Source organism: Flavobacterium akiainvivens, assembly GCF_001278115.1.
GTDB classification, from domain to species: domain Bacteria; phylum Bacteroidota; class Bacteroidia; order Flavobacteriales; family Flavobacteriaceae; genus Flavobacterium; species Flavobacterium akiainvivens.
In genome coordinates, this window is record NZ_LIYD01000005.1 from 2,885,684 (window position 1) to 2,905,697 (window position 20,014).

Consider the following 20,014-nt stretch of genomic DNA (forward strand, 5'->3'; position numbering starts at 1 on the left):
CCATGGCACACAAAGACATTACTATTATTGGCGAAACAGTTTTACCCGGCCAAAGCAAAACCATAAACATGGAAATTGCCCGCCTGCACACCATGACCAAGCTGAAAATCCCTATAATTGTGGAACGCTCAAGGCTTGAAGGGCCGGTGGTTTTATTCAGCGCAGGCCTGCACGGCGATGAAATTAACGGCATTGAGGTTGTGCGCCAGATAATTACGCGCAAAATAAACAAACCCAAGCGGGGCACCATTATATGCATACCAGTGGTGAATATTTTCGGGTTTGTGAACAAGAGCCGTGAATTTCCGGATGGGCGCGACCTTAACCGTGTGTTCCCGGGCAGTAAAAACGGGTCGCTTGCCAGCCGCTTTGCATGGCACATCCTTAAGGAAATTATACCGCATGTAGACTACTGTGTTGATTTTCATGCCGGTGGTGCCAGCCGCTTTAACGCGCCGCAAATTCGCATAGCACCCGGCAATGCAGAACTGGAGCACCTTAGCGATGTATTTAATGCGCCGTTTACGCTGTACAGCAAAAACATAAGCGGTTCTTTCCGCAGTGCGTGCGGCAAACTGGGTGTAAAAATACTGCTTTTTGAAGGCGGTAAATCGCTTGATATTAATGAGGATATAACCCGCGAAGGTGTACAGGGCGCTAAGCGCATATTAGCCCACCTGGATATGCTAAACCCTAAAAAAACCGCCCATGAGGCCGAGAAACCTCCCGTACGCATTACCTCTTCTACGTGGATAAGGGCACGCAACAGCGGGCTGTTCCAAAATAAGACCGCAGCCGGAAAGTATGTACAAAAAGGCGAAGTACTGGCTCATATAACCGACCCTTTTGGCAAGTTTGACAAAAAAGTGCACGCCCCATACAGCGGCTACATTATTAACAGTAATGATGCCGCTATTGTATACCAGGGCGATGCGATTTTTCATATATCGCAAAGGGTGGTTTAAATGTTTGTAGTTTATGGTTTATAGTTTGTGGTTGTTGCTAATGCTATAAAGCTTGAGTGGCAACCACAAACTATAAACCACAAACCCTAAACTTCTTGAGTGAGCTCCACCAGCACGCCGTTAGTACCCTTTGGATGCAAAAAGGCAACAAGCTTATTATCAGCGCCTTTTTTAGGGGTTTCGTTTAAAACCGTAAAGCCTTCCGCTTTAAGGCGGGCAATTTCGGCAACAATATCCGTTACATCAAAGGCTATGTGGTGTATGCCCTCGCCTTTCTTTTCCAAAAATTTGGCAATAGGGCTATCGGGGTTTGTAGCTTCGAGAAGCTCAATCTTATTGGGCCCATTTTGAAAGAAAGCCGTTTTTACCCCTTCGCTTTCTACTTCTTCGGTTTTATAGCAGGGTGTGTTGAGCAGCGCTTCAAACAGGGGTATTGAGGTTTCAAAGCTCTTTACGGCAATGCCTATGTGTTCTATTTTGTTCATATTAATTCTTTATGAACTTTTGTGAAAATGTTCCATTATCGCTCTTAGCTTTTACAATGTAAATACCATTTGACCATAAGTTAATATCTATGGTTGTGGCTGAATTATTAGCTTCTGTTTCAAATATTTTTTTGCCAGTAAAATCGTAAACACTCACATTTCTTAATATTGAGCTGTCAGCTGTCTGAACCTTAACTTCGACGTTTGACGGATTAGGGTAAAGTATGAAGTTACTTACTGTGTTTGGTACTATAGGGTTAAACACTTCCGAATCTAAAAACCCGGCCATATTAGCTACATACAATTCACGGCCTGTATTCTGATAGCTACCATCCATATACACCTTACCTCCAATAACTCCTAAGATTGAATTTATACCTTCATATTGCCCAAATGGGGGCATCCCATTTACAAGAACCTCTATAGATTGTGTTGAAGAAGTATCTCCATTAGTTACATATATAAACTTGGAATTATACCTTGTGTACAGGAAATCACCATTGTAGCACGAAAACCCTGTGAATGAATCATAATTATTTTCATTAAAAGCCCCTAATTGTACTGTACCACTCTCAGTACCGTCAGTACTCCACAACTCTCGCGAATGTTCACTTGAAAATAAGCCACTTGTAACACCAAAATAAACCCTGTCTCCGCATGGTTTCATAAAACTGATAGTTTTATTATCTGCAATCAAATCAGATTTTACCAAGACTGTGCCCTCTACACTACCATCTGTTTTATAAATGCAACATCCCTGATTTGTCCAGACATTATAGTATAATTCATTATTTAGAATACATGTCTTTTTAAATTGCGTAGACCCTGTAATAAGATAAGAATCGACTATCATCGTTCCATCTTGTGTCCCATCACTACTCCAAAGTGTATTACTGTCATAAGAAGTATACACGTATTGTGACAAGAGATATAATTTATCATCCGTAGCACCAATAATTGTTACACCATTATTTACACCTTGATCTGAAAGAAGCGTAATTACTTTTACAGTTCCTCCTTCAGTTCCGTCTGTACGCCAAACAGCAGTACCGGTATCATCATCAGCTACAAAATAAAGGAAGCCATTAAATACAGCACAATTTTTACTAATATATGTATAACTATTAACCGCCGTAATACCTGATTGCAACCCCGGATAAATGTCTTTTAAAAGATATGTACCCACTTCTGTACCATCTGAACGCCAAAGTTCATTGCCATGCACACCGTCATTTGCCTTAAAATAAAAAACACCATTATACTCCATAAAGTAAGTGTAACCTGTAACGGCATCTGCTGCACCCGGCCTAATGTCTTTTACAAGCACAGTACCCCCGGCAGTTCCGTCTGTTACATATATTTCACCTCCATGCTCATTATTCCTCGCATTAAAGAACAATTTATCACCGGCTTTTGTAAAAATACCTGTATTAGATTCATTTGTAAAGCCAATCGATCCACCCCCATCTAAGTCATATATATTATTAAGCATGTAGGTGCCCTCATAAGTTCCATCTGTTACAAAAGGTTCCTGGCCATTAACCCCATCATTACCCATAAAAACCAATTTATCATTAAGAATTTGAGCTGATTGTTCAACACCATCGCCTACTAATCCTGAGTACCTGTGCGAAACATCTACAAGTATTTGCGTGTTAGCGGCTGTGCCATCGGTTTTCCATAGTTCAACACCATTTAAATCAGAATCTACCTGAAAATAAACAATATTGTTTCCTACCGGAGTAAATTTCATTTCGCCTCCTGTATTTACATTAAGGTTAAGGTTATTAAGCAATTGTGTGCCGGTTGATGTACCATTACTTACCCAGGGATTACTATTATTTTGCCCCTGCAAGGGCGACGAAAAAATAAGATACCCCCCACTTGAAGTCAGTTTATAAATATTTCCGCCGGAAATATCTTCCATATTAACAACCTGCTGTGTACCTGCAACGGTACCATCGGTTTTCCACAACTTGGTTTTATCCAAAAAGCCATCCCCTACAAAGTAAACCTGGTTATTAAGAATAGCAAATTGGTCAAATGAAGTAAAACCGTCTTCCAAAGGATTTACAGCCTTTAATAAATAAGTACCAGCAACAGTACCATCACTCCTCCAAAGATGGTAGCTACCCCCAATATTACATTGAAATACAAAATAATTATCTAACAAAGTTATATTGCTAATTCCGCCATTGATTCCCTCTTGCGCTATGGTCGTAAACATTTGCGTTCCCTGACTTGTGCCATCGCTCTCCCATAGTTGGTAGCCATTTACACCATCATTAGCACTAAAATAAAAGTGATTGTTAAAAACAACAGAGGCACCGCCTGCGCCTCCTGTAGGGCCAGGGTGCATATCTTTTACCATTGTAGTCCCTTCTTCTGTACCATCTGTTTTCCAAAGCTCATATCCATTTTCTACAGTAACAGCATTGAAATACAACAAACCATTAAATACAAAAAGAGAACTTGGATAACTGTCCGGCACACCAGGATTAATATCTTTAACAATATGTGTTCCTGCTTCAGTTCCGTCCGAAGTCCATAACTCTACACCATTAGCTTCGTTTTTAGCGGTAAAAAACAAACTACCGTTATATGCTGTAAAATTGTCCATTGAAGTATTTCCGCCTCCATTTGAAGATATAATTTTTACGGGCTGAGTTCCTTCAGGAGTTCCATCGCTTTTAAACAATATATATTGATATGAACCTCCAGAATGCGTAAAAAACAAGGTATTCCCTACCATCTTAAAATTGCCGTCTTCTATGTACGTATTCATACCTTCTACAGCAGATGGAAGGTTTTGCAGGATACCCGTTTGTTCATCATAAACATACAAAGACCTGTCTGCGCCAGAACCAATGTGCGCAGAAAAATAAATTTTACCATTTGGAGCAAGCGTAACATCCATAGGATATCCATCCTCTGCAAAATTCAGTTCAATTAAATCGGCGTTAACCGTTTGTGCATTGGCAAAAAAGCCTGTAAAGCCAAGAACAAGGAGTAGTATTTTTTTCATTGTAAGAGATTTTGCTGCAAATATATAAAACTTTGCTACTTAACTCTGCAACTTAAAAATTCAGTACTTTTGCAAAATGGAAACGAACAGGCAAAAGAAAATAGGCGCGCTACTGCAAAAAGACCTTGTAGACATACTACAGGGCGAAGTGCGCAAAAATGGCGTGAGCAACCTTGTATTATCAATATCTAAAGTAGTTGTTACAACTGATTTATCTATAGCAAAAGTATACCTTAGTGTATTCCCTACAGAGCGTGGCGGCGAGATATTAAACGCGGTTAAAAGCAACGCACCCCTTATAAAGCACGACCTTAGCCAGCGTGTAAAGTTACAGCTGCGCAAAGTGCCAAACCTTGTATTTTATATAGACGACAGCCTGGACCGCATAGAAAAAATTGACCGCGAACTAAGCGGCGAAAACAACCCTATAGCAAATCCTGAACTTTTAGAACGCCGCAAAAAACTGTAACCCCGCTTGAATTTTTCGACATACATAGCGCGCCGCTACACCATTAGCTTTAGCAAAAGCACTGCCGTAAACATTATTACGGCCATTGCCACGCTGGGTATACTGGCGGGTACTGCCGCGCTGTTTATTATTATGTCGGTTTTTAGCGGGCTGAGGGATTTTAGCCTTTCTTTTGCCAATGCTACCGATCCTGACCTTAGGATTGCAGCGGTACAGGGCAAGTCTTTTTTACTTTCTGAAGAACAAAAGAAAAAGCTTAACGGAATTGAGGGTATTGCTGCCTACAGTGGTATAGCCGAAGAGCGCGTGCTTTTTTACTATAACGAAAAAGAGCAGGTTACCTATATGAAAGGCGTAGACGAAGCCTATACAAAAGTAACCGCCATTAGCGACTCTACCACCCTTTTAGCCGGGCAATGGCTGCAAATGAAAACCGGGCAGGCCGTAGTAGGCGCAGGCACCTTTAACCGCCTGGGGCTGGGGCTTTTTAATGTATCGCATTCGCTTGAGGTATATGTACCTACCGCCGGTAAAGGGCCTATCAATTCGGCAGAAGACGGCTTTAAAAAAGACGACCTGGTGGTGAGCGGTATTTATTCGGTTAATGAAGATATTGATAATAAATACATTTTTGTACCCATAGACCTGGCACAAAACCTGCTGGAGTTTAAACCCAACCAATACACCGCAATAGAATTTAAGCTAAAGCCCGGCGCTAACGAAGCATTGGTAATCAGCCGGATAAAAGATGTTTTTAAAAACAATATTGAGGTTAAAACAAGGGCACAGCTAAACGACTCGCTTTATAAAATGCTCAATGCCGAAAACCTGGTTACCTACCTGTTTTGCTCTCTGGTTGTGGTGCTAACACTTTTCTGCCTGGCAGGGGCTCTTATTATGCTGATACTTGACAAAAAGGAAAACATAAAAACCCTGTACAACCTGGGCGCCGAAGTAAGGAGCCTGCGCAGGATATTCTTTTTACAGGGCATTTTTATTACAGCTATAGGCGCACTTTTAGGCTTACTAACAGGCCTTGGTGTGGTTATTTTACAACAAACCCAGCAGCTTGTAATGATTACCGCAACCATGCCTTACCCTACCGATATTACACTGTTTAATATCCTTATTGTACTGGCCACTATTTTTGGCTTAGGCATTATAGCCAGCTACATAGCATCGGCGCGGGTGGGTAAAACACTGCTCGAAAATTCCTAAAAAACCGTTTGCGTTTCAAAATTTTTCTATCTTTGCCTCTCAATTTTAAGCCTATGAGGGTGTTGACCGCTGTACGTATCCGCTAATCCGGGTCTTACAATTCCGCAAAACAACAAAGGTGTGCATCCTGCGCATCAAATCCCTTTTTCATAAAATTTAAAACATACTTATTATGACACAACCAGTTACTAAACCGGGTGCCGTATCTCGTTTTTTTTCGTTACTAAAACAGTCGCTTGGCGGCGAAAACATAGATTTTACAACCGGAAGCATTCGCCGTGCGGTGCTGCTGCTGGCCATACCCATGATGCTCGAAATGATGATGGAATCAGTCTTTGCACTGGTAGACCTGTACTTTGTGGGCCATCTTGAAAACAGCAGTTATGCCGTGCAGACTGTAGGGCTTACCGAATCAGTACTTACCATTCTCTACTCCATTGCAATGGGTATGAGTATGGCCGCCACCGCAATGGTAGCCCGCCGTGTGGGCGAAAAAGACAACGCCTCAGCCGCCAAGGCCGGTATGCAGGCGGTGCTGATTGCCATGGGTGTAAATGTGTTACTGGCCATTCCCGGGTTTATATTCGCTACAGACTTGCTTGTTGCTATGGGCTCGTCTCAGGAATCAGCCGAATACGGCACGCCGTTTATGCGCATTATGCTGGGCAGCACCTTTATTATTATGCTGCTGTTTTTGTTTAACGGTATTTTTCGTGGGGCAGGTAATGCAGCCATTGCCATGAAAAGCCTATGGATAGCCAATATTTTCAACATTATACTGTGCCCGCTGTTTGTATTGGGTTGGGGGCCTGTACCTGCTTTTGGGTTAACGGGCGCTGCCATTGCCACCACAATTGGGCGTACTATGGGTGTACTGTACCAGGCATGGAACCTGTTTAACGGCAAGGGCATACTAAAGGTATTAGCTTCTTACTTTATTCCTGATTGGGAGCAGATACGTTCACTAATAAAAATCGCACTGCCCGGCGTACTGCAATTCCTTATTGGGTCGTGCAGCTGGATTTTCCTGGCAGAGCTGGTAGCAACTACCGGCGGCGATGAAGGCTCAGCCGGGTACCAAAGTGCCTTACGCATCATGATGTTCTTTATGCTCCCTGCATGGGGCATGAGCGGCGCTGCGGCAACACTTGTGGGCCAGAACCTGGGCGCAAAACAGGAAGGCCGTGCCGAGCGTTCGGTATGGGTTACGGTTAAATTTGCAATTACCTATATGGCCGTGATTACCTGTATAACCCTGCTGGCAGCCGACTGGCTCATGTGGTTTTTTACTAACGATGCCCGCGTACACAACATTGCCGTAAAAGCCATCCGCATCCTGAGCCTGGGGTATATATTTTACGGCATAGGCATGGTAATGCTAAACGCCTTTAACGGCAGCGGCGACACCAAAACCCCAACGTGGGTCAACTTTTTTGGGTTTTGGTTGCTGCAGATTCCCCTTGCCTATTTGCTGGTAAAAGTGTTTAAGATGGGACCAACCGGGGTGTTTATTGCAATTCCCGCCGCAGAGACGTGTATGAGCCTGGCGAGTTTTATACTGTTCAGGAGGGGTAGGTGGAAGAAAGTGGCAGTGTAGTCCTATTCAGATAATAAACAAGATTGCTTCGTCGTTCCTCCTCGCAATGACGGGCCGGGAGGGGTACGTTTTTCAGGTTCTGTCGTTGCGAGCGGAGTTCACGGAGCGTGGCAATCTTTTCTTTATCCCCTGGCTGAAGCCAGGGGCAAATGATACAAAACAGGAGGGTTATTGCCCTCCTGTTTCTTTTTCTGCTATTTTTTGTTCGATGAAGGCGGTGTGGCGCTTAGATTCGGATTTTATTATGGATTGTATTTCATTTTTTGTTAATTCAACAGCGTATGGCTTCTCTATAAATTTTGCACCATTTACTGTAATAGAATATCCTATACCTGAAAAATTGAAAATAATTCTACTCTGAAAATTAAATTCATTAAATCCTACAATATTAAACTTTTCAAAATATGTTGCAATTTGAAAAGTGAGTAATTTTCCGAAAAAGGCTTTTCTTGCATCTTGGAAATTTTCGTATGTCAAGTCGTCTTCTAACTCCTCCCCACCAAAAATACCTTCTACAGTAGTAAAATATGTGATTGGAAATCTTTGAATAACATCAAGATAAAATTTTGAGAATTTTTGGTTTTCAATATATAAAAGAGAGTACAATTCTGATATAGTATTTTGATATAATTTCGATAAAACCTCTCCGCTTTTACCCGCATTAGATCTTTCTCCCAATCCCTTCAACCTCTTCTCAAGCAACGCTATCTCCTTATCAATATCATCTGGCTCTTCAATGCTTTCGCCATTTGCACCAGCAATCATAATTTCAAGCGAGTGTACAAGGTTTTTGGCAATGTAGTTTACAAAGGCTTCGAGGTTACCCGTATCGGCCAATTCCAATACTGCCAGATAATTCTTTTTGTCTTGGGTTTTAATAATAACAGGCGGGTAGCCAAACTTCATCAAGATGAAATTCATCAATATCCTTGCAGTACGGCCATTACCATCATCGAACGGATGTATACGTATAAACTTGTAATGAAACTCTGCCGCAAGCAGTATCTTATTAAAGCTTTCATCTGCTGCTTTTTCATCATACCATTCCATCAATGCCGTCATTTCGGCAGGTGTCTCTTCCGGCGTAGCAAAATAAAACATCTCCCCTGTTTTGGTCTCCACATGGTTTGGTGACGTTTTATATTTCCCTACCTCAACCCACTTCTTGGTGGGCTGGCCATCTGGGGTTTGGGCATCTACCTGATAACGTTCCTTTAGTAATAATGTATGCAGTTCACGAATAAAATTCTGAGTCAATGGATAATCTCCTTTAACTACATCCATCACCCAGTTAACAGCCTCATTGTGGCCGGTAACTTCAAAATGGTCTCTAAGCGGCTTTCCGTGTGCAGTAAGTCCATACATCAACAGCGCCTTCGTCTCGCCATAGGTAAGCGAATTCCCTTCCAGGTTATTAGAGTGGTAATTCCAGTCCAGGCGGAATTTCTGCATAATCCTGCCTTCCTGTTCTTTGTCTATGGGGCGCAGGCTGTCTAACTGCTGCTTTAGTGCTACGGCTTGCAATACTTCTTCCATTACAATTGTATTTCAGAGTAAATATAGCAATTGTAGAACAAATGTGTTCTGTATGTACGCTAATTGTATTATCTACATATCACAATCATATTATTTTAAAAATTCATTTTTCCTCAAAAATTCTCCCTTAAAATTAAATTTTTCCGATATTTGTTACCATGAACAAGCCATGGAGCGGTTTACTGGGACATTTAAAATTCCTCATCAAGAGAAATCCGGAATGAGGCAGGCATTTTTATGCTGTAACCATTCGTTAAATTTTTAAAAATCCGTTTAAACATGCCTATTTACCATAAACTCGGCACTATTCCGCAAAAGCGCCATACGCAGTTTGAAAAGCCTGAAGGCGGGCTGTATTATGAGCAACTTTTTGGCACAGAGGGATTCCACGGCCATTCGTCGCTGCTGTACCACGTGCACAGGCCCACGCAGGTTAAGGAAATCCTGAAATCCTATTCGGTTGAACCGAAAATTGCCATAGACAAAAATATTAAGTCGCTTTTATTCAAGGGCTTTGAACTGAAGCCGGAAGCCGACTTTTTAACCAGCCGCAAAGCCATGCTGGTAAACCGCGACTGTATTATTGGCCTTGCTGCCCCAACCGAATCGCTGCGCAGTTATTTTTACAAGAATGCCGATGCCGATGAGATGATCTTCATCCACAAAGGTACGGGCACCCTGCGCACCTTTATGGGCAACATACCGTTTGAGTATGGCGATTACCTTATCATTCCGCGCGGTATGATTTACCAGATAGACTTTGACACACCTGATAACCGCCTGTTTTATGTAGAGTCGATAGCACCTATCTATACACCTAAGCGTTACAAAAACGCCAGCGGCCAGCTGCTGGAACATTCGCCGTTCTGCGAGCGCGACTTTAAACTCCCTACAGAAATTGAAACGCACGACGAAAAAGGCGATTTCCTGGTTAAGATCAAAAAAGAAGGCATGATGCATGAGGTGGTATATGCCACACACCCGTTTGACGTGGTGGGTTATGACGGCTATAACTTCCCGTATGCATTTAGTATCCATAATTTTGAGCCCATTACCGGCCGTGTGCACCAGCCGCCACCGGTACACCAAACATTTGAAACGGCTACGTTTGTAGTGTGCTCGTTCTGCCCAAGGCTGTATGACTACCACCCTAAGGCAATACCTGCACCATACAACCATAGCAACATAGATAGCGACGAGGTACTGTATTATGTAGACGGCGACTTTATGAGCCGCAACAATATAGAGCAGGGCCACATAACACTGCACCCTAAGGGCATACCCCACGGGCCTGCACCGGGCGCTATGGAACGCAGCATAGGCAAAACAATAACCGAAGAGCTTGCGGTAATGGTAGACACCTTCCGTCCGCTTATGGTAACCGAAGAAGCCATGAGCCTTGACGATGGTAAATATTACAAGAGCTGGGTGGAGTAAAGCCCCTCCCTACCCTCCCCAATAGGGAGGGAACTCTGCTGTTAAAACAAAACTTAAAATAAAACATTCTCCATGGGCAGGGATGCCCGAGTGAAGCTCTTCCCCCTTTGGGGGTCAGGCTTTGGAAACTAACAACATAACAAAATGAGCGATATTAAAAACGTAGAATACGGCCTTGAAAAGATTTTTGAAGGCGCACAGGATTTCCTTCCCCTATTGGGAACCGACTATGTAGAATTTATTGTAGGCAATGCCAAACAGGCGGCCCATTATTATAAAACCGCTTTTGGCTTCCAGAGCGTGGCCTACGCCGGACTTGAAACCGGCCTCCGTGACCGCGCCAGCTATGTACTAAAGCAGGATAAGATACGTTTTGTATTCACCACACCCCTAACAGCCGACAGCCCGCTAAACGACCACCTTGTAAAGCATGGCGATGCCGTTAAAATAGTAGCGCTTTGGGTAGAAGATGCACGCAAATCATTTGAAGAAACCACAAAACGTGGCGCTAAAGTATTTATGGAGCCAACAGTTGAAACCGATGAGTTTGGCGAAGTAGTACGTGCCGGTATTTATACGTATGGCGAAACCGTGCATATGTTTGTAGAACGCAAAAACTACAACGGCGCTTTCCTTCCGGGATACCGTGAGTGGAAAAGCGACTACAACCCTGCCCCAACCGGCCTTAAATATGTAGACCACATGGTGGGTAACGTGGGTTGGAACGAAATGAATACCTGGGTTAAGTGGTATGAAGACGTAATGGGCTTTGTAAACTTCCTTAGTTTTGACGACAAGCAAATCAATACCGAGTACAGTGCACTGATGAGCAAGGTAATGAGTAACGGTAACGGCCGTATTAAATTCCCAATCAATGAGCCTGCCGAGGGTATGAAAAAATCACAGATTGAAGAATATCTTGATTTTTACGGCGGCCCTGGTGTACAACACATTGCCATTGCTACCGATGATATCATCAAAACCGTAAGCGATCTTAAAGCACGTGGTGTTGAGTTCCTTAGCCAGCCACCACAGGCTTATTATGATGCCGTTCCGGAACGCCTTGGTGCACACCGTGGTGCCTTTAAGGAGGACATCCTGGAAATACAGAAACTGGGTATAATGGTAGATGCCGATGAGGAAGGCTACCTGCTGCAAATCTTTACCAAGCCGGTGGAAGACAGGCCAACACTTTTCTATGAAATCATACAGCGCATGGGTGCCCGCGGTTTTGGCGCAGGCAACTTTAAAGCCCTGTTTGAGAGCATAGAACGTGAACAGGCACTGCGAGGAACTTTGTAAAAACCCTCTTTTTTTAAACATAATTCAAAAACAACCCTTTAAAGACTATGTTTTTTGACAATACTGTGTTAAAGTTGAAATTCTACAATTTATTTCTCAACAAACTCAGTACTTTTGCACGCGCAATCAGGGAGGTATCATAACGCCAAACTGATTGTCAGGTAAATTTTTCATAATTTATAGTTTTTTGGTTGGTTAATAGCATAAAAACCCGGTCATCTTTTTGACTGGGTTTTTTTGTTTTCGTATTTTTGGAACAGAAATTGCACTACAACATCCCAACACCAAAAAATTAAGGAATTACTATGAAAAAATGGTTCGTTATTGTAATGTTGCTCGCTTTTGGCAGTAGTGCTTTTTCTCAGGATGCTTTTAAGGTGGGCGAATATTTTAAATTCAGGATTCACTATGGCATTGTTAACGCCGGTTATGCAACGCTGGAGGTTAAAGAGGCCACCAAAAACAATAAAAAAGTGTTTCATGCCGTGGGCAAAGGCTACACAACCGGCATGACCAAGTTTTTCTTTAAGGTAGACGATACCTACGAGAGTTATTTTGACAAAGAAACGGGCAAGCCCTACCAGTACGTCCGCAAGATAGACGAAGGGGGCTATACCAAAAACCAGGAAGGTTTTTTTGACCAGGTTAAGAACACCGTGCTGGTAAAAGATTATAAAAACAAGAAACAAAAAACCATCTCGGTAACAGAGAACGTTCAGGACATTATGTCAACGTTTTACTACCTGAGAAACCACCCCAGTGTGGGCAATATGAAGGTGGGCGAATCAATAACATTAGATATGTTTTTTGATGACGAGGTGGTAAAGTTTAAAATGAAATACCTGGGCAAGGAAGACCTTAAAACCGAATTTGGAAAAGTGTCTGCCCTTATGTTCCGGCCGCTCGTGCAATCAGGCCGCGTGTTTAAGGAAGAAGAAAGCCTTACCGTGTGGATAAGCGACGACGAAAACCGGATTCCGCTCAGGATAAAAGCAAGCCTGGCCGTGGGATCACTCAAAGCCGACCTTGAGGAATACAAGGGGCTTGCGCATCCGTTTAAAGTAAAAAAATAAGATTTTTGATGGAAATCACATCACCCATAGCTGAAAAGCTTGATGAGCTGGAAAAGAAATTCAGCGCCATAAACCAAAAAACCGAAACCCACCTGGAAGGCCTGCTTTGGGCCAAGCCCATTACTTACTGGGATTACATAAATACCGATGCGCTGCTCAACCTGCAGATACAGCGCACGACACTGCCCGATGAAATGGTGTTTATTATGTATCACCAGATAAACGAGCTGCTGTTTAAAATGATGCTATGGGAAGTAGAGCAGCTGTGCCATACAGAGCAGCCTGAAACGGCTTTTTTTACCGAAAAGCTAATGCGCATAAGCCGTTATTTTGACATGCTTACCACATCTTTTGATATAATGCGCGATGGTATGGATGTAGAACAGTACATGAAATTCCGCAATACGCTAACGCCTGCCAGCGGCTTCCAGAGCGCGCAGTACAGGCTTATAGAATTTGCAAGTACCGACCTTATAAACCTAATAGACTACCGCTACCGCGCCACCATAGACCGCAACACCCCTTATGAACACGCGCTGGAGCACCTGTACTGGCAGGCTGCCGGTAAAGACTACCGCACCGGCGAAAAGAGCTATTTGCTGGCGGAGTTTGAGCGCAAATATAAAGGCGAGTTTTTGCGTTATATGGAAGAGTACAACACCATAAACATTTGGCGCAAGTTTAAGCAGCTGCCTGCCGAAAGCCAGGCAAACCCGGAACTTGTAAAAGCCATGCGCCATTATGATTATACGGTAAACGTTACCTGGGTTATGGGCCACCTTAACACCGCCAAAAAATACATAGAGAGCACCAGCGGCCCGCAGGAAGCTACCGGCGGCAGCGACTGGAAAAAATACATGCACCCCAAATACCAGCGCAGGATATTTTTCCCTGAGTTGTGGAGCGAAGAAGAACTGCGCACCTGGGGCGAAAATGTATAACCTGATAAAACAAGCACATTGAGATATTCTGCATTCATATTATTTTTATTTTTTACCCTAACCGCCTGTAATAAAGAGCAAAAAGAAGCCAAAAAAACCCCTAAGCCCGTAGTAAAAAAAGAAACCCCTGTAAAGAAATTCGGTTTTGTGCTGAATGATTTTAAGGTGGTTAACGACACTATTAAAAGTGGTGACACTTTTGGCAAACTACTCAGCAACCAGGGCTACAGCGCAGCAGATATCCATAAGATTACCGAAAGCATAAGAGATACGTTTGACCTGCGCGACATCCGCATTGGCAAACCCTATGTTTTTCTTAAAGATAAAAAAGCCCCTAACGGGGTTAAGGCGTTTATATATGAGCCTGATAACCTTAGCTATTATGTGGTAGACCTGCGCGACAGCATTGCAAAGGTTAACAAAACCGTAAAACCCATTACCATAAAACGCCGTACTATTGCTGCCGAAATTGAAGGCTCTTTAGCTGAAACACTGGGTAAGGCAGGCGCAAGCCCTGCAATGGTGCAGGAACTGGCCGATATTTATGCCTGGAGTATTGACTTCTTTAAGATTCAGAAAGGCGATAAGTTTGCCGTTACCGTGCGCGAAAAATATATAGACGGCACCGTTTATGCCGGTGTAGAACAAATTGAAGCTGCTTTTTTTGAATACAAGGGCAAAAAGATTTATGCTTTCCCCTTTAAGCAAAACCCTGATGCTAAACGCTTTGATTATTTTGATGAAGATGGCAAGGTGCTTAAAAGTATGTTCTTAAAAGCGCCGCTTAAATTTAGCCATATAACCTCAAGGTTTTCGCCAAGGCGTTTTCACCCGGTGCAAATGCGCTGGAAAGCCCACAACGGTACAGACTATGCCGCCCCTACCGGAACGCCTATTATGAGTACTGCTAACGGCACCGTTATTCAGGCCGGGTATACATCGGGCAACGGCAATTATGTAAAGGTAAAACATAATGGTACCTACACCACACAATACCTGCACATGAGCAAAATACTGGTGCGCAACGGCCAGCACGTTAGCCAGGGCCAAACCATAGGCCTTGTGGGCAGTACCGGCCTTGCAACCGGCCCCCACGTGTGCTACCGTTTCTGGAAAAACGGCGTACAGGTAGATGCCCTTAAGCAAAGCCTGCCCAGCAGCGAGCCTATGGCCGCAAAGCACCTGCCTGAATTTAAAAAACAGGCTGAACCGCTAAAAAAGGAACTTGACGATATAGCAAACAAAACATTTAACCCCTAAACAAACTGAAGAAAAAAATGGCACTACAAAATATTAACCCAACCGGTACCGAAGCCTGGAAAGCCCTGCGCAACCATTTTGAACAAATGCAGCATACGCAAATGCAGGACCTGTTTGCCGCTGATGCTAACCGCGCGGAGAAGCTACACATTAAATGGCAGGATTTTTTAGTAGACTATTCTAAAAATATAGTTACTGAAGAAACTCTTTTATTATTGCAAAACCTTGCTAAAGAAGTTGACTTGCAAGGCGCTAAAGACGCTTATTTTGCAGGAGAAGCCATAAATCGTACAGAAGGCCGTGCGGTATTGCATACTGCCCTTCGTGCGCCGGAAAGCGCCGTGGTAACTGTAGATGGCGAGAATGTAATGCCTGAAGTATATGCTGTTAAAAACAAAATAAAGGGCTTTACCGAAGAAATTATCAGCGGTGCTAAAACCGGTTATACAGGCAAGCCGTTTACTGATGTGGTAAACATAGGCATAGGCGGTAGCGACCTGGGTCCTGATATGGTGGTTCAGGCGCTTAAATTCTACAAAAACCAGCTTAATGTAAGGTTTATATCTAATGTAGATGGCGACCACGTTATGGAGAGCCTTAAAGGCCTAAACCCTGAAACTACATTATTTGTAGTGGTTTCTAAAACTTTTACCACACAGGAAACCCTTAGCAATGCCGAAACCGTGCGCGAATGGTTCCTTAAATCTGCAACACAACAAGATGTAGCCAAGCACTTTGTGGCGGTATCTACCAACATACAAAAAGTAACCGAATTTGGTATTGACCCGGCTAACGTATTCCCGATGTGGGATTGGGTGGGCGGCCGTTTCTCTCTTTGGAGTGCGGTGGGCCTTAGCATTGCACTTGCAGTAGGCTTTGATAATTTTGATGCCCTGCTTAAAGGCGCCAACGAAATGGACGAGCATTTCCGCGCGGCGCAACCTGAACAAAACCTACCTGTAATACTGGCGCTGCTTAGCGTGTGGTACAATAACTTTTTTGGTGCAGAAAGCGAAGCCCTTATACCCTACACACAATACCTGCAAAAGCTTGCCCCATACCTGCAACAGGGCACTATGGAAAGCAACGGCAAGAGCGTAGGCCGCGATGGCAACCCGGTTAACTACCAAACCGGCACTATTATTTGGGGTGAGCCCGGCACTAACAGCCAGCACGCATTCTTTCAGCTTATACACCAGGGCACCAAGCTTATACCTACTGACTTTATTGGCTTTATGGAACCACTACACGGCAATAAAGACCACCACGATAAGCTTATGAGCAACTTCTTTGCACAAACAGAAGCACTGCTTAACGGCAAACCTGAAGGCACAGTTAAAGCGGAGTTTGACAAGGCAGGTGTTACCGGCGAAACGGCAGAATACCTTACACCATTTAAAGTGTTTCGTGGTAACAAGCCTACCAATACATTCCTTATCAAAAAGCTTACACCACAAACGCTGGGTTCTCTTGTGGCACTATATGAGCACAAAATATTTGTACAGGGTGTTATATGGAATATCTTCAGCTACGACCAGTGGGGTGTTGAACTTGGCAAACAACTGGCCAACTCTATCCTTGGCGAAATAAACAGTGGCGAGGTTAAAAACCACGATAGTTCTACAACATTCCTTGTAAACGCATATCTTAAGAAGTAGTACACTACATAAAACTATAGTTAACCCCGAAGTTATTCTTCGGGGTTTTTGTTTACCCCAAAGTCATTACCCTTCTCCGGTAAATAAAGATATTTAAAAACGCTCCATCAAGCTTTTTAATCCCTAATAATATGCAGGCATAACATCTGAAAAAAAGCCCAAAAACCCTTATGCTTTATTATTAAGCAATGATTATGGTTTTATAAACGCAATGTTTACACACCTGTAAGAAAAAACGTTTTTCTTAACCTGAGAGTTACCACAGGTATAAGTTTATGTAAAGTTGACCCATTTTAATAATTAGTTAACGCCACAGCCGCTTAAAATGGCAAATTTTGGCGCGTAACCTTTATTAAAATCTAACATCGAAATGAAAAAACTACACAATTTATTTTTTGTGTTTGCGCTGTTATTTTGCTCTTTTGCATTTGCACAGCAAACCATAACCGGTAAGGTTATGGACCAGGAAAGTATGCCACTGCCGGGTGCAAGCGTAGTTGTACAGGGCACCACAGTATCTGCCACTACAGGTATTGATGGCGACTTTACACTTTCTACAAGCCAGACTTCGGGCACTATTGTAATAAGCTATGTAGGCTATGCAGGTTCGCGCATAAGCTTTAACGTAGCCGAGGGACAGACATTTGATGCCGGCACCATAACCCTTGCCCCGGATGCAGAGCAGCTTGAAGGCCTTGTAATTATTGGTGGCGGTGTAATTGACCTTGTGGAAGACCGCAAGACACCGGTAGCGGTAAGCACTATTACACGCAAAGAAATACAGGAAAAATCAGGTAACCAGGAGTTTCCTGAAATTATGAAAAATACACCATCTATTTATATTGCAGGTGCTGCGGGTGGTGCAGGTGATTCTCAAATGTATACACGTGGTTTTGACCAAACCAATACTGCATTCCTACTTAACGGACAGCCTATTAACGGTATGGAAGACGGCAATATGTACTGGAGTAACTGGAGCGGTATGACCGATGTGGCTAATGCCGTACAGATTCAGCGTGGTTTAGGTTCTTCTAAACTTGCCATATCATCAGTAGGTGGTACCATTAACATTGTTACCAAGGCTACCGACCTTAAACAGGGTGGTTTTGCCCAGTCTATAATGGGTAACGATAACTACATGAAAAACACTGTAGGATACAGCACAGGCCTTATGGAAAGCGGCTGGGGCGTTACCGCCATGCTAACAAACTGGAGCCAGGATGGTTATAACCGCGGTACGTATGGTGCAGGCCAAAACTACTTTGTATCGGTAGGGTTTAAGCCAAACGATAAGCACCAGTTTAACTTCCTTATTTTTGGCGCACCACAATGGCACGACCAAAACTATACAAAATCTATTGCTACTTATCTTGAGCACGGCCGTAAATACAACAACAACTACGGTTTTATAGAAGGTGATTACCTAAGCGAAAGGCGTAACTTTTACCACAAGCCGGTAGCTAACCTTAACTGGGACTTTAAAATATCTGAAACTATGGACCTTTCTACCGTAGCTTATGCCTCTTGGGGCCGTGGCGGTGGTACAGGTAACTGGGGTAACGGAAGGGTAAGGACTGCCGAAGGACTTATTGACTTTGATGCTATCCGCGCTAATAACGAAGCCATACCGGGCGGTATAGGTACAAGCGCTGCTTATGCTATACGTAACTCGGTTAACAACCACGCATGGTATGGTGTGGTATCTAACTTTAACCACAAGATAAACGAAAACCTGAGCTACAACGTGGGCCTTGACCTTCGTACGTACAAAGGAGACCACTTTAGGAACATAGCCAATTATATAGGCCTTGCCGGTTTTGCTGAAAACGGTAACGCACAATATCCTGACGGTTATGTGGTAACAGAACAGTTTAGCGCCAACCCATGGAGCCAGCTTTTTGCCAAGACTGACGATACTCAAAAAGTAAACTACGACTATAGCGAAAGGATTAGCTACGGCGGCCTTTTCGGTCAGGTTGAGTATACTGTAGACGGTTTCTCAGTTTATGCACAGGGTGCGGTGTCTAACCAGTCTCACGTGCGTTGGGACCGTTACGGATATGTTGCTGCCGAAGAAGAATCGGCTAAAGTAAACAACACCGGCTTTAACGTAAAAGGTGGCGCAAGCTATACTTTTGCAGAGCAGCACACTATTTTTGCCAATGCAGGCCACTACAGCAAGCAGCCTTACCACGATAACATTTACCTAAACTTTGGTAATGATGTAAACCCACTTACCGAAAACGAAAAAATTACCGGCCTTGAAGCCGGATACCGTTTTACAAGCCAGTATTTTAGCGCTAACCTTAACGCGTACAGGACTTCATGGAAAGACCGTGTAACTACAACCAGCGATACTGACGAGGCTACCGGCCAGCAAATTTACTACAACAACAGCGGTGTTAACCAGCTGCACCAAGGCCTTGAATTAGACTTTATGGCGCACCCAATACCACAGGTAGACATCCGCGGTTTCGCTTCAGTAGGCGACTGGCAGTATGACGACAACATTTACCAAAGGACTTTTGACGAAAACCAAAACCTTGTAGAAGAAGAAGTGGTAGACGTAAAAGGCGGTAAAGTGGGCCCTGCTGCACAAACTTCTTACGGCCTTGGCGCTGTATACCGCATAGGCGGTGGCTTTAGCATAGATGCTGACTGGAGGAACTATGACGATATGTATGCTGATGTTGTAACTAAAGACAACATCCAACTACCTTCATACGACCTTGTTGATGCAGGTTTAACTTACAAGCTTACTTTCCCTGAAACATCGCTTACCTTCCGCCTAAACGTAAACAACGTGTTTGACGAGGTATACCTTAGCGAAATGACTTCTGCCAATGCTGTAGAAGCCGGCGACGAAACGTACAGGGGAATCAATGTGAGCAATAACGTATTTTTTGGTAACGGCCGTACCTGGAACTTCGGTATGAGGTTTAACTTCTAATTTTCATAACTTTCTGCCAATAAAAAGCGCCGCGGGGTAACCTGCGGCGCTTTTGTTTTTATTTTGTGTCCCGTCCTGAAATATCGATACACAAAAAA

14 protein-coding genes are annotated in these 20,014 nt (G+C 43.4%); 11 read left to right on the top strand and 3 right to left on the bottom strand.

Features of this window, described 5'->3' with window-relative positions; all coding sequences use genetic code 11:
• Positions 1-2: 2 nt before the first annotated feature.
• Positions 3-965 carry a succinylglutamate desuccinylase/aspartoacylase family protein gene (locus AM279_RS12975; RefSeq protein WP_082344228.1) on the top strand — a complete coding sequence of 321 codons (963 nt, stop codon included), beginning with the start codon at positions 3-5 and terminating at the stop codon, positions 963-965.
• An 86-nt stretch (positions 966-1,051) separates the two neighbouring features.
• Here the strand turns inward: AM279_RS12975 and mce are convergent, their stop codons facing one another.
• Complete coding sequence (gene mce / locus AM279_RS12980; protein WP_054408457.1) at positions 1,052-1,450, bottom strand: methylmalonyl-CoA epimerase; 399 nt, start codon at positions 1,448-1,450, stop codon at positions 1,052-1,054.
• Between the two features lies 1 nt (position 1,451).
• Positions 1,452-4,475, bottom strand: a complete 3,024-nt coding sequence (locus AM279_RS12985) for an ELWxxDGT repeat protein (protein ID WP_054408458.1) — start codon at positions 4,473-4,475, stop codon at positions 1,452-1,454.
• A 76-nt stretch (positions 4,476-4,551) separates the two neighbouring features.
• On the opposite strand from AM279_RS12985, the gene rbfA reads away from it, so the two are divergent.
• The 3 genes from rbfA (at position 4,552) to AM279_RS13000 (ending at position 7,759) form a co-directional block, all read left to right on the top strand.
• Entirely contained in the window at positions 4,552-4,944 is a 393-nt protein-coding gene (gene rbfA, locus AM279_RS12990; RefSeq protein WP_054408459.1) for a 30S ribosome-binding factor RbfA, read from the top strand.
• Positions 4,945-4,950: 6 nt separating this feature from the next.
• Complete coding sequence (locus AM279_RS12995) at positions 4,951-6,162, top strand: ABC transporter permease (protein WP_054408460.1); 1,212 nt, start codon at positions 4,951-4,953, stop codon at positions 6,160-6,162.
• Between the two features lie 172 nt (positions 6,163-6,334).
• On the top strand, positions 6,335-7,759 hold the full coding sequence (locus AM279_RS13000; protein ID WP_054408461.1) for an MATE family efflux transporter: 1,425 nt from the start codon (positions 6,335-6,337) through the stop codon (positions 7,757-7,759).
• A gap of 168 nt (positions 7,760-7,927) precedes the next feature.
• Here the strand turns inward: AM279_RS13000 and AM279_RS13005 are convergent, their stop codons facing one another.
• Positions 7,928-9,295 (bottom strand): Fic family protein, encoded by a 1,368-nt coding sequence (locus tag AM279_RS13005; RefSeq protein WP_054408462.1) that lies wholly within the window; start codon positions 9,293-9,295, stop codon positions 7,928-7,930.
• A gap of 279 nt (positions 9,296-9,574) precedes the next feature.
• Here AM279_RS13005 and AM279_RS13010 point away from each other — a divergent pair, with 279 nt between their 5' ends.
• The 7 genes from AM279_RS13010 (at position 9,575) to AM279_RS13040 (ending at position 19,916) form a co-directional block, all read left to right on the top strand.
• Positions 9,575-10,732: a homogentisate 1,2-dioxygenase gene (locus AM279_RS13010; RefSeq protein WP_054408463.1), complete on the top strand. Its 1,158-nt coding sequence runs from the start codon at positions 9,575-9,577 to the stop codon at positions 10,730-10,732.
• Positions 10,733-10,876: 144 nt separating this feature from the next.
• Positions 10,877-12,034, top strand: coding sequence for a 4-hydroxyphenylpyruvate dioxygenase (gene hppD, locus AM279_RS13015; protein WP_054408464.1), 1,158 nt, complete (start codon positions 10,877-10,879; stop codon positions 12,032-12,034).
• A gap of 305 nt (positions 12,035-12,339) precedes the next feature.
• Positions 12,340-13,107: a DUF3108 domain-containing protein gene (locus AM279_RS13020; RefSeq protein ID WP_054408465.1), complete on the top strand. Its 768-nt coding sequence runs from the start codon at positions 12,340-12,342 to the stop codon at positions 13,105-13,107.
• Positions 13,108-13,115: 8 nt separating this feature from the next.
• Positions 13,116-14,048, top strand: coding sequence for a tryptophan 2,3-dioxygenase family protein (locus AM279_RS13025; protein WP_054408466.1), 933 nt, complete (start codon positions 13,116-13,118; stop codon positions 14,046-14,048).
• 18 nt (positions 14,049-14,066) lie between these two features.
• Positions 14,067-15,308, top strand: coding sequence for a M23 family metallopeptidase (locus tag AM279_RS13030; protein ID WP_054408467.1), 1,242 nt, complete (start codon positions 14,067-14,069; stop codon positions 15,306-15,308).
• Positions 15,309-15,325: 17 nt separating this feature from the next.
• Positions 15,326-16,966 carry a glucose-6-phosphate isomerase gene (gene pgi / locus AM279_RS13035; RefSeq protein WP_054408468.1) on the top strand — a complete coding sequence of 547 codons (1,641 nt, stop codon included), beginning with the start codon at positions 15,326-15,328 and terminating at the stop codon, positions 16,964-16,966.
• Between the two features lie 370 nt (positions 16,967-17,336).
• Positions 17,337-19,916, top strand: a complete 2,580-nt coding sequence (locus AM279_RS13040) for a TonB-dependent receptor (protein ID WP_054408469.1) — start codon at positions 17,337-17,339, stop codon at positions 19,914-19,916.
• Positions 19,917-20,014 lie beyond the last annotated feature (98 nt).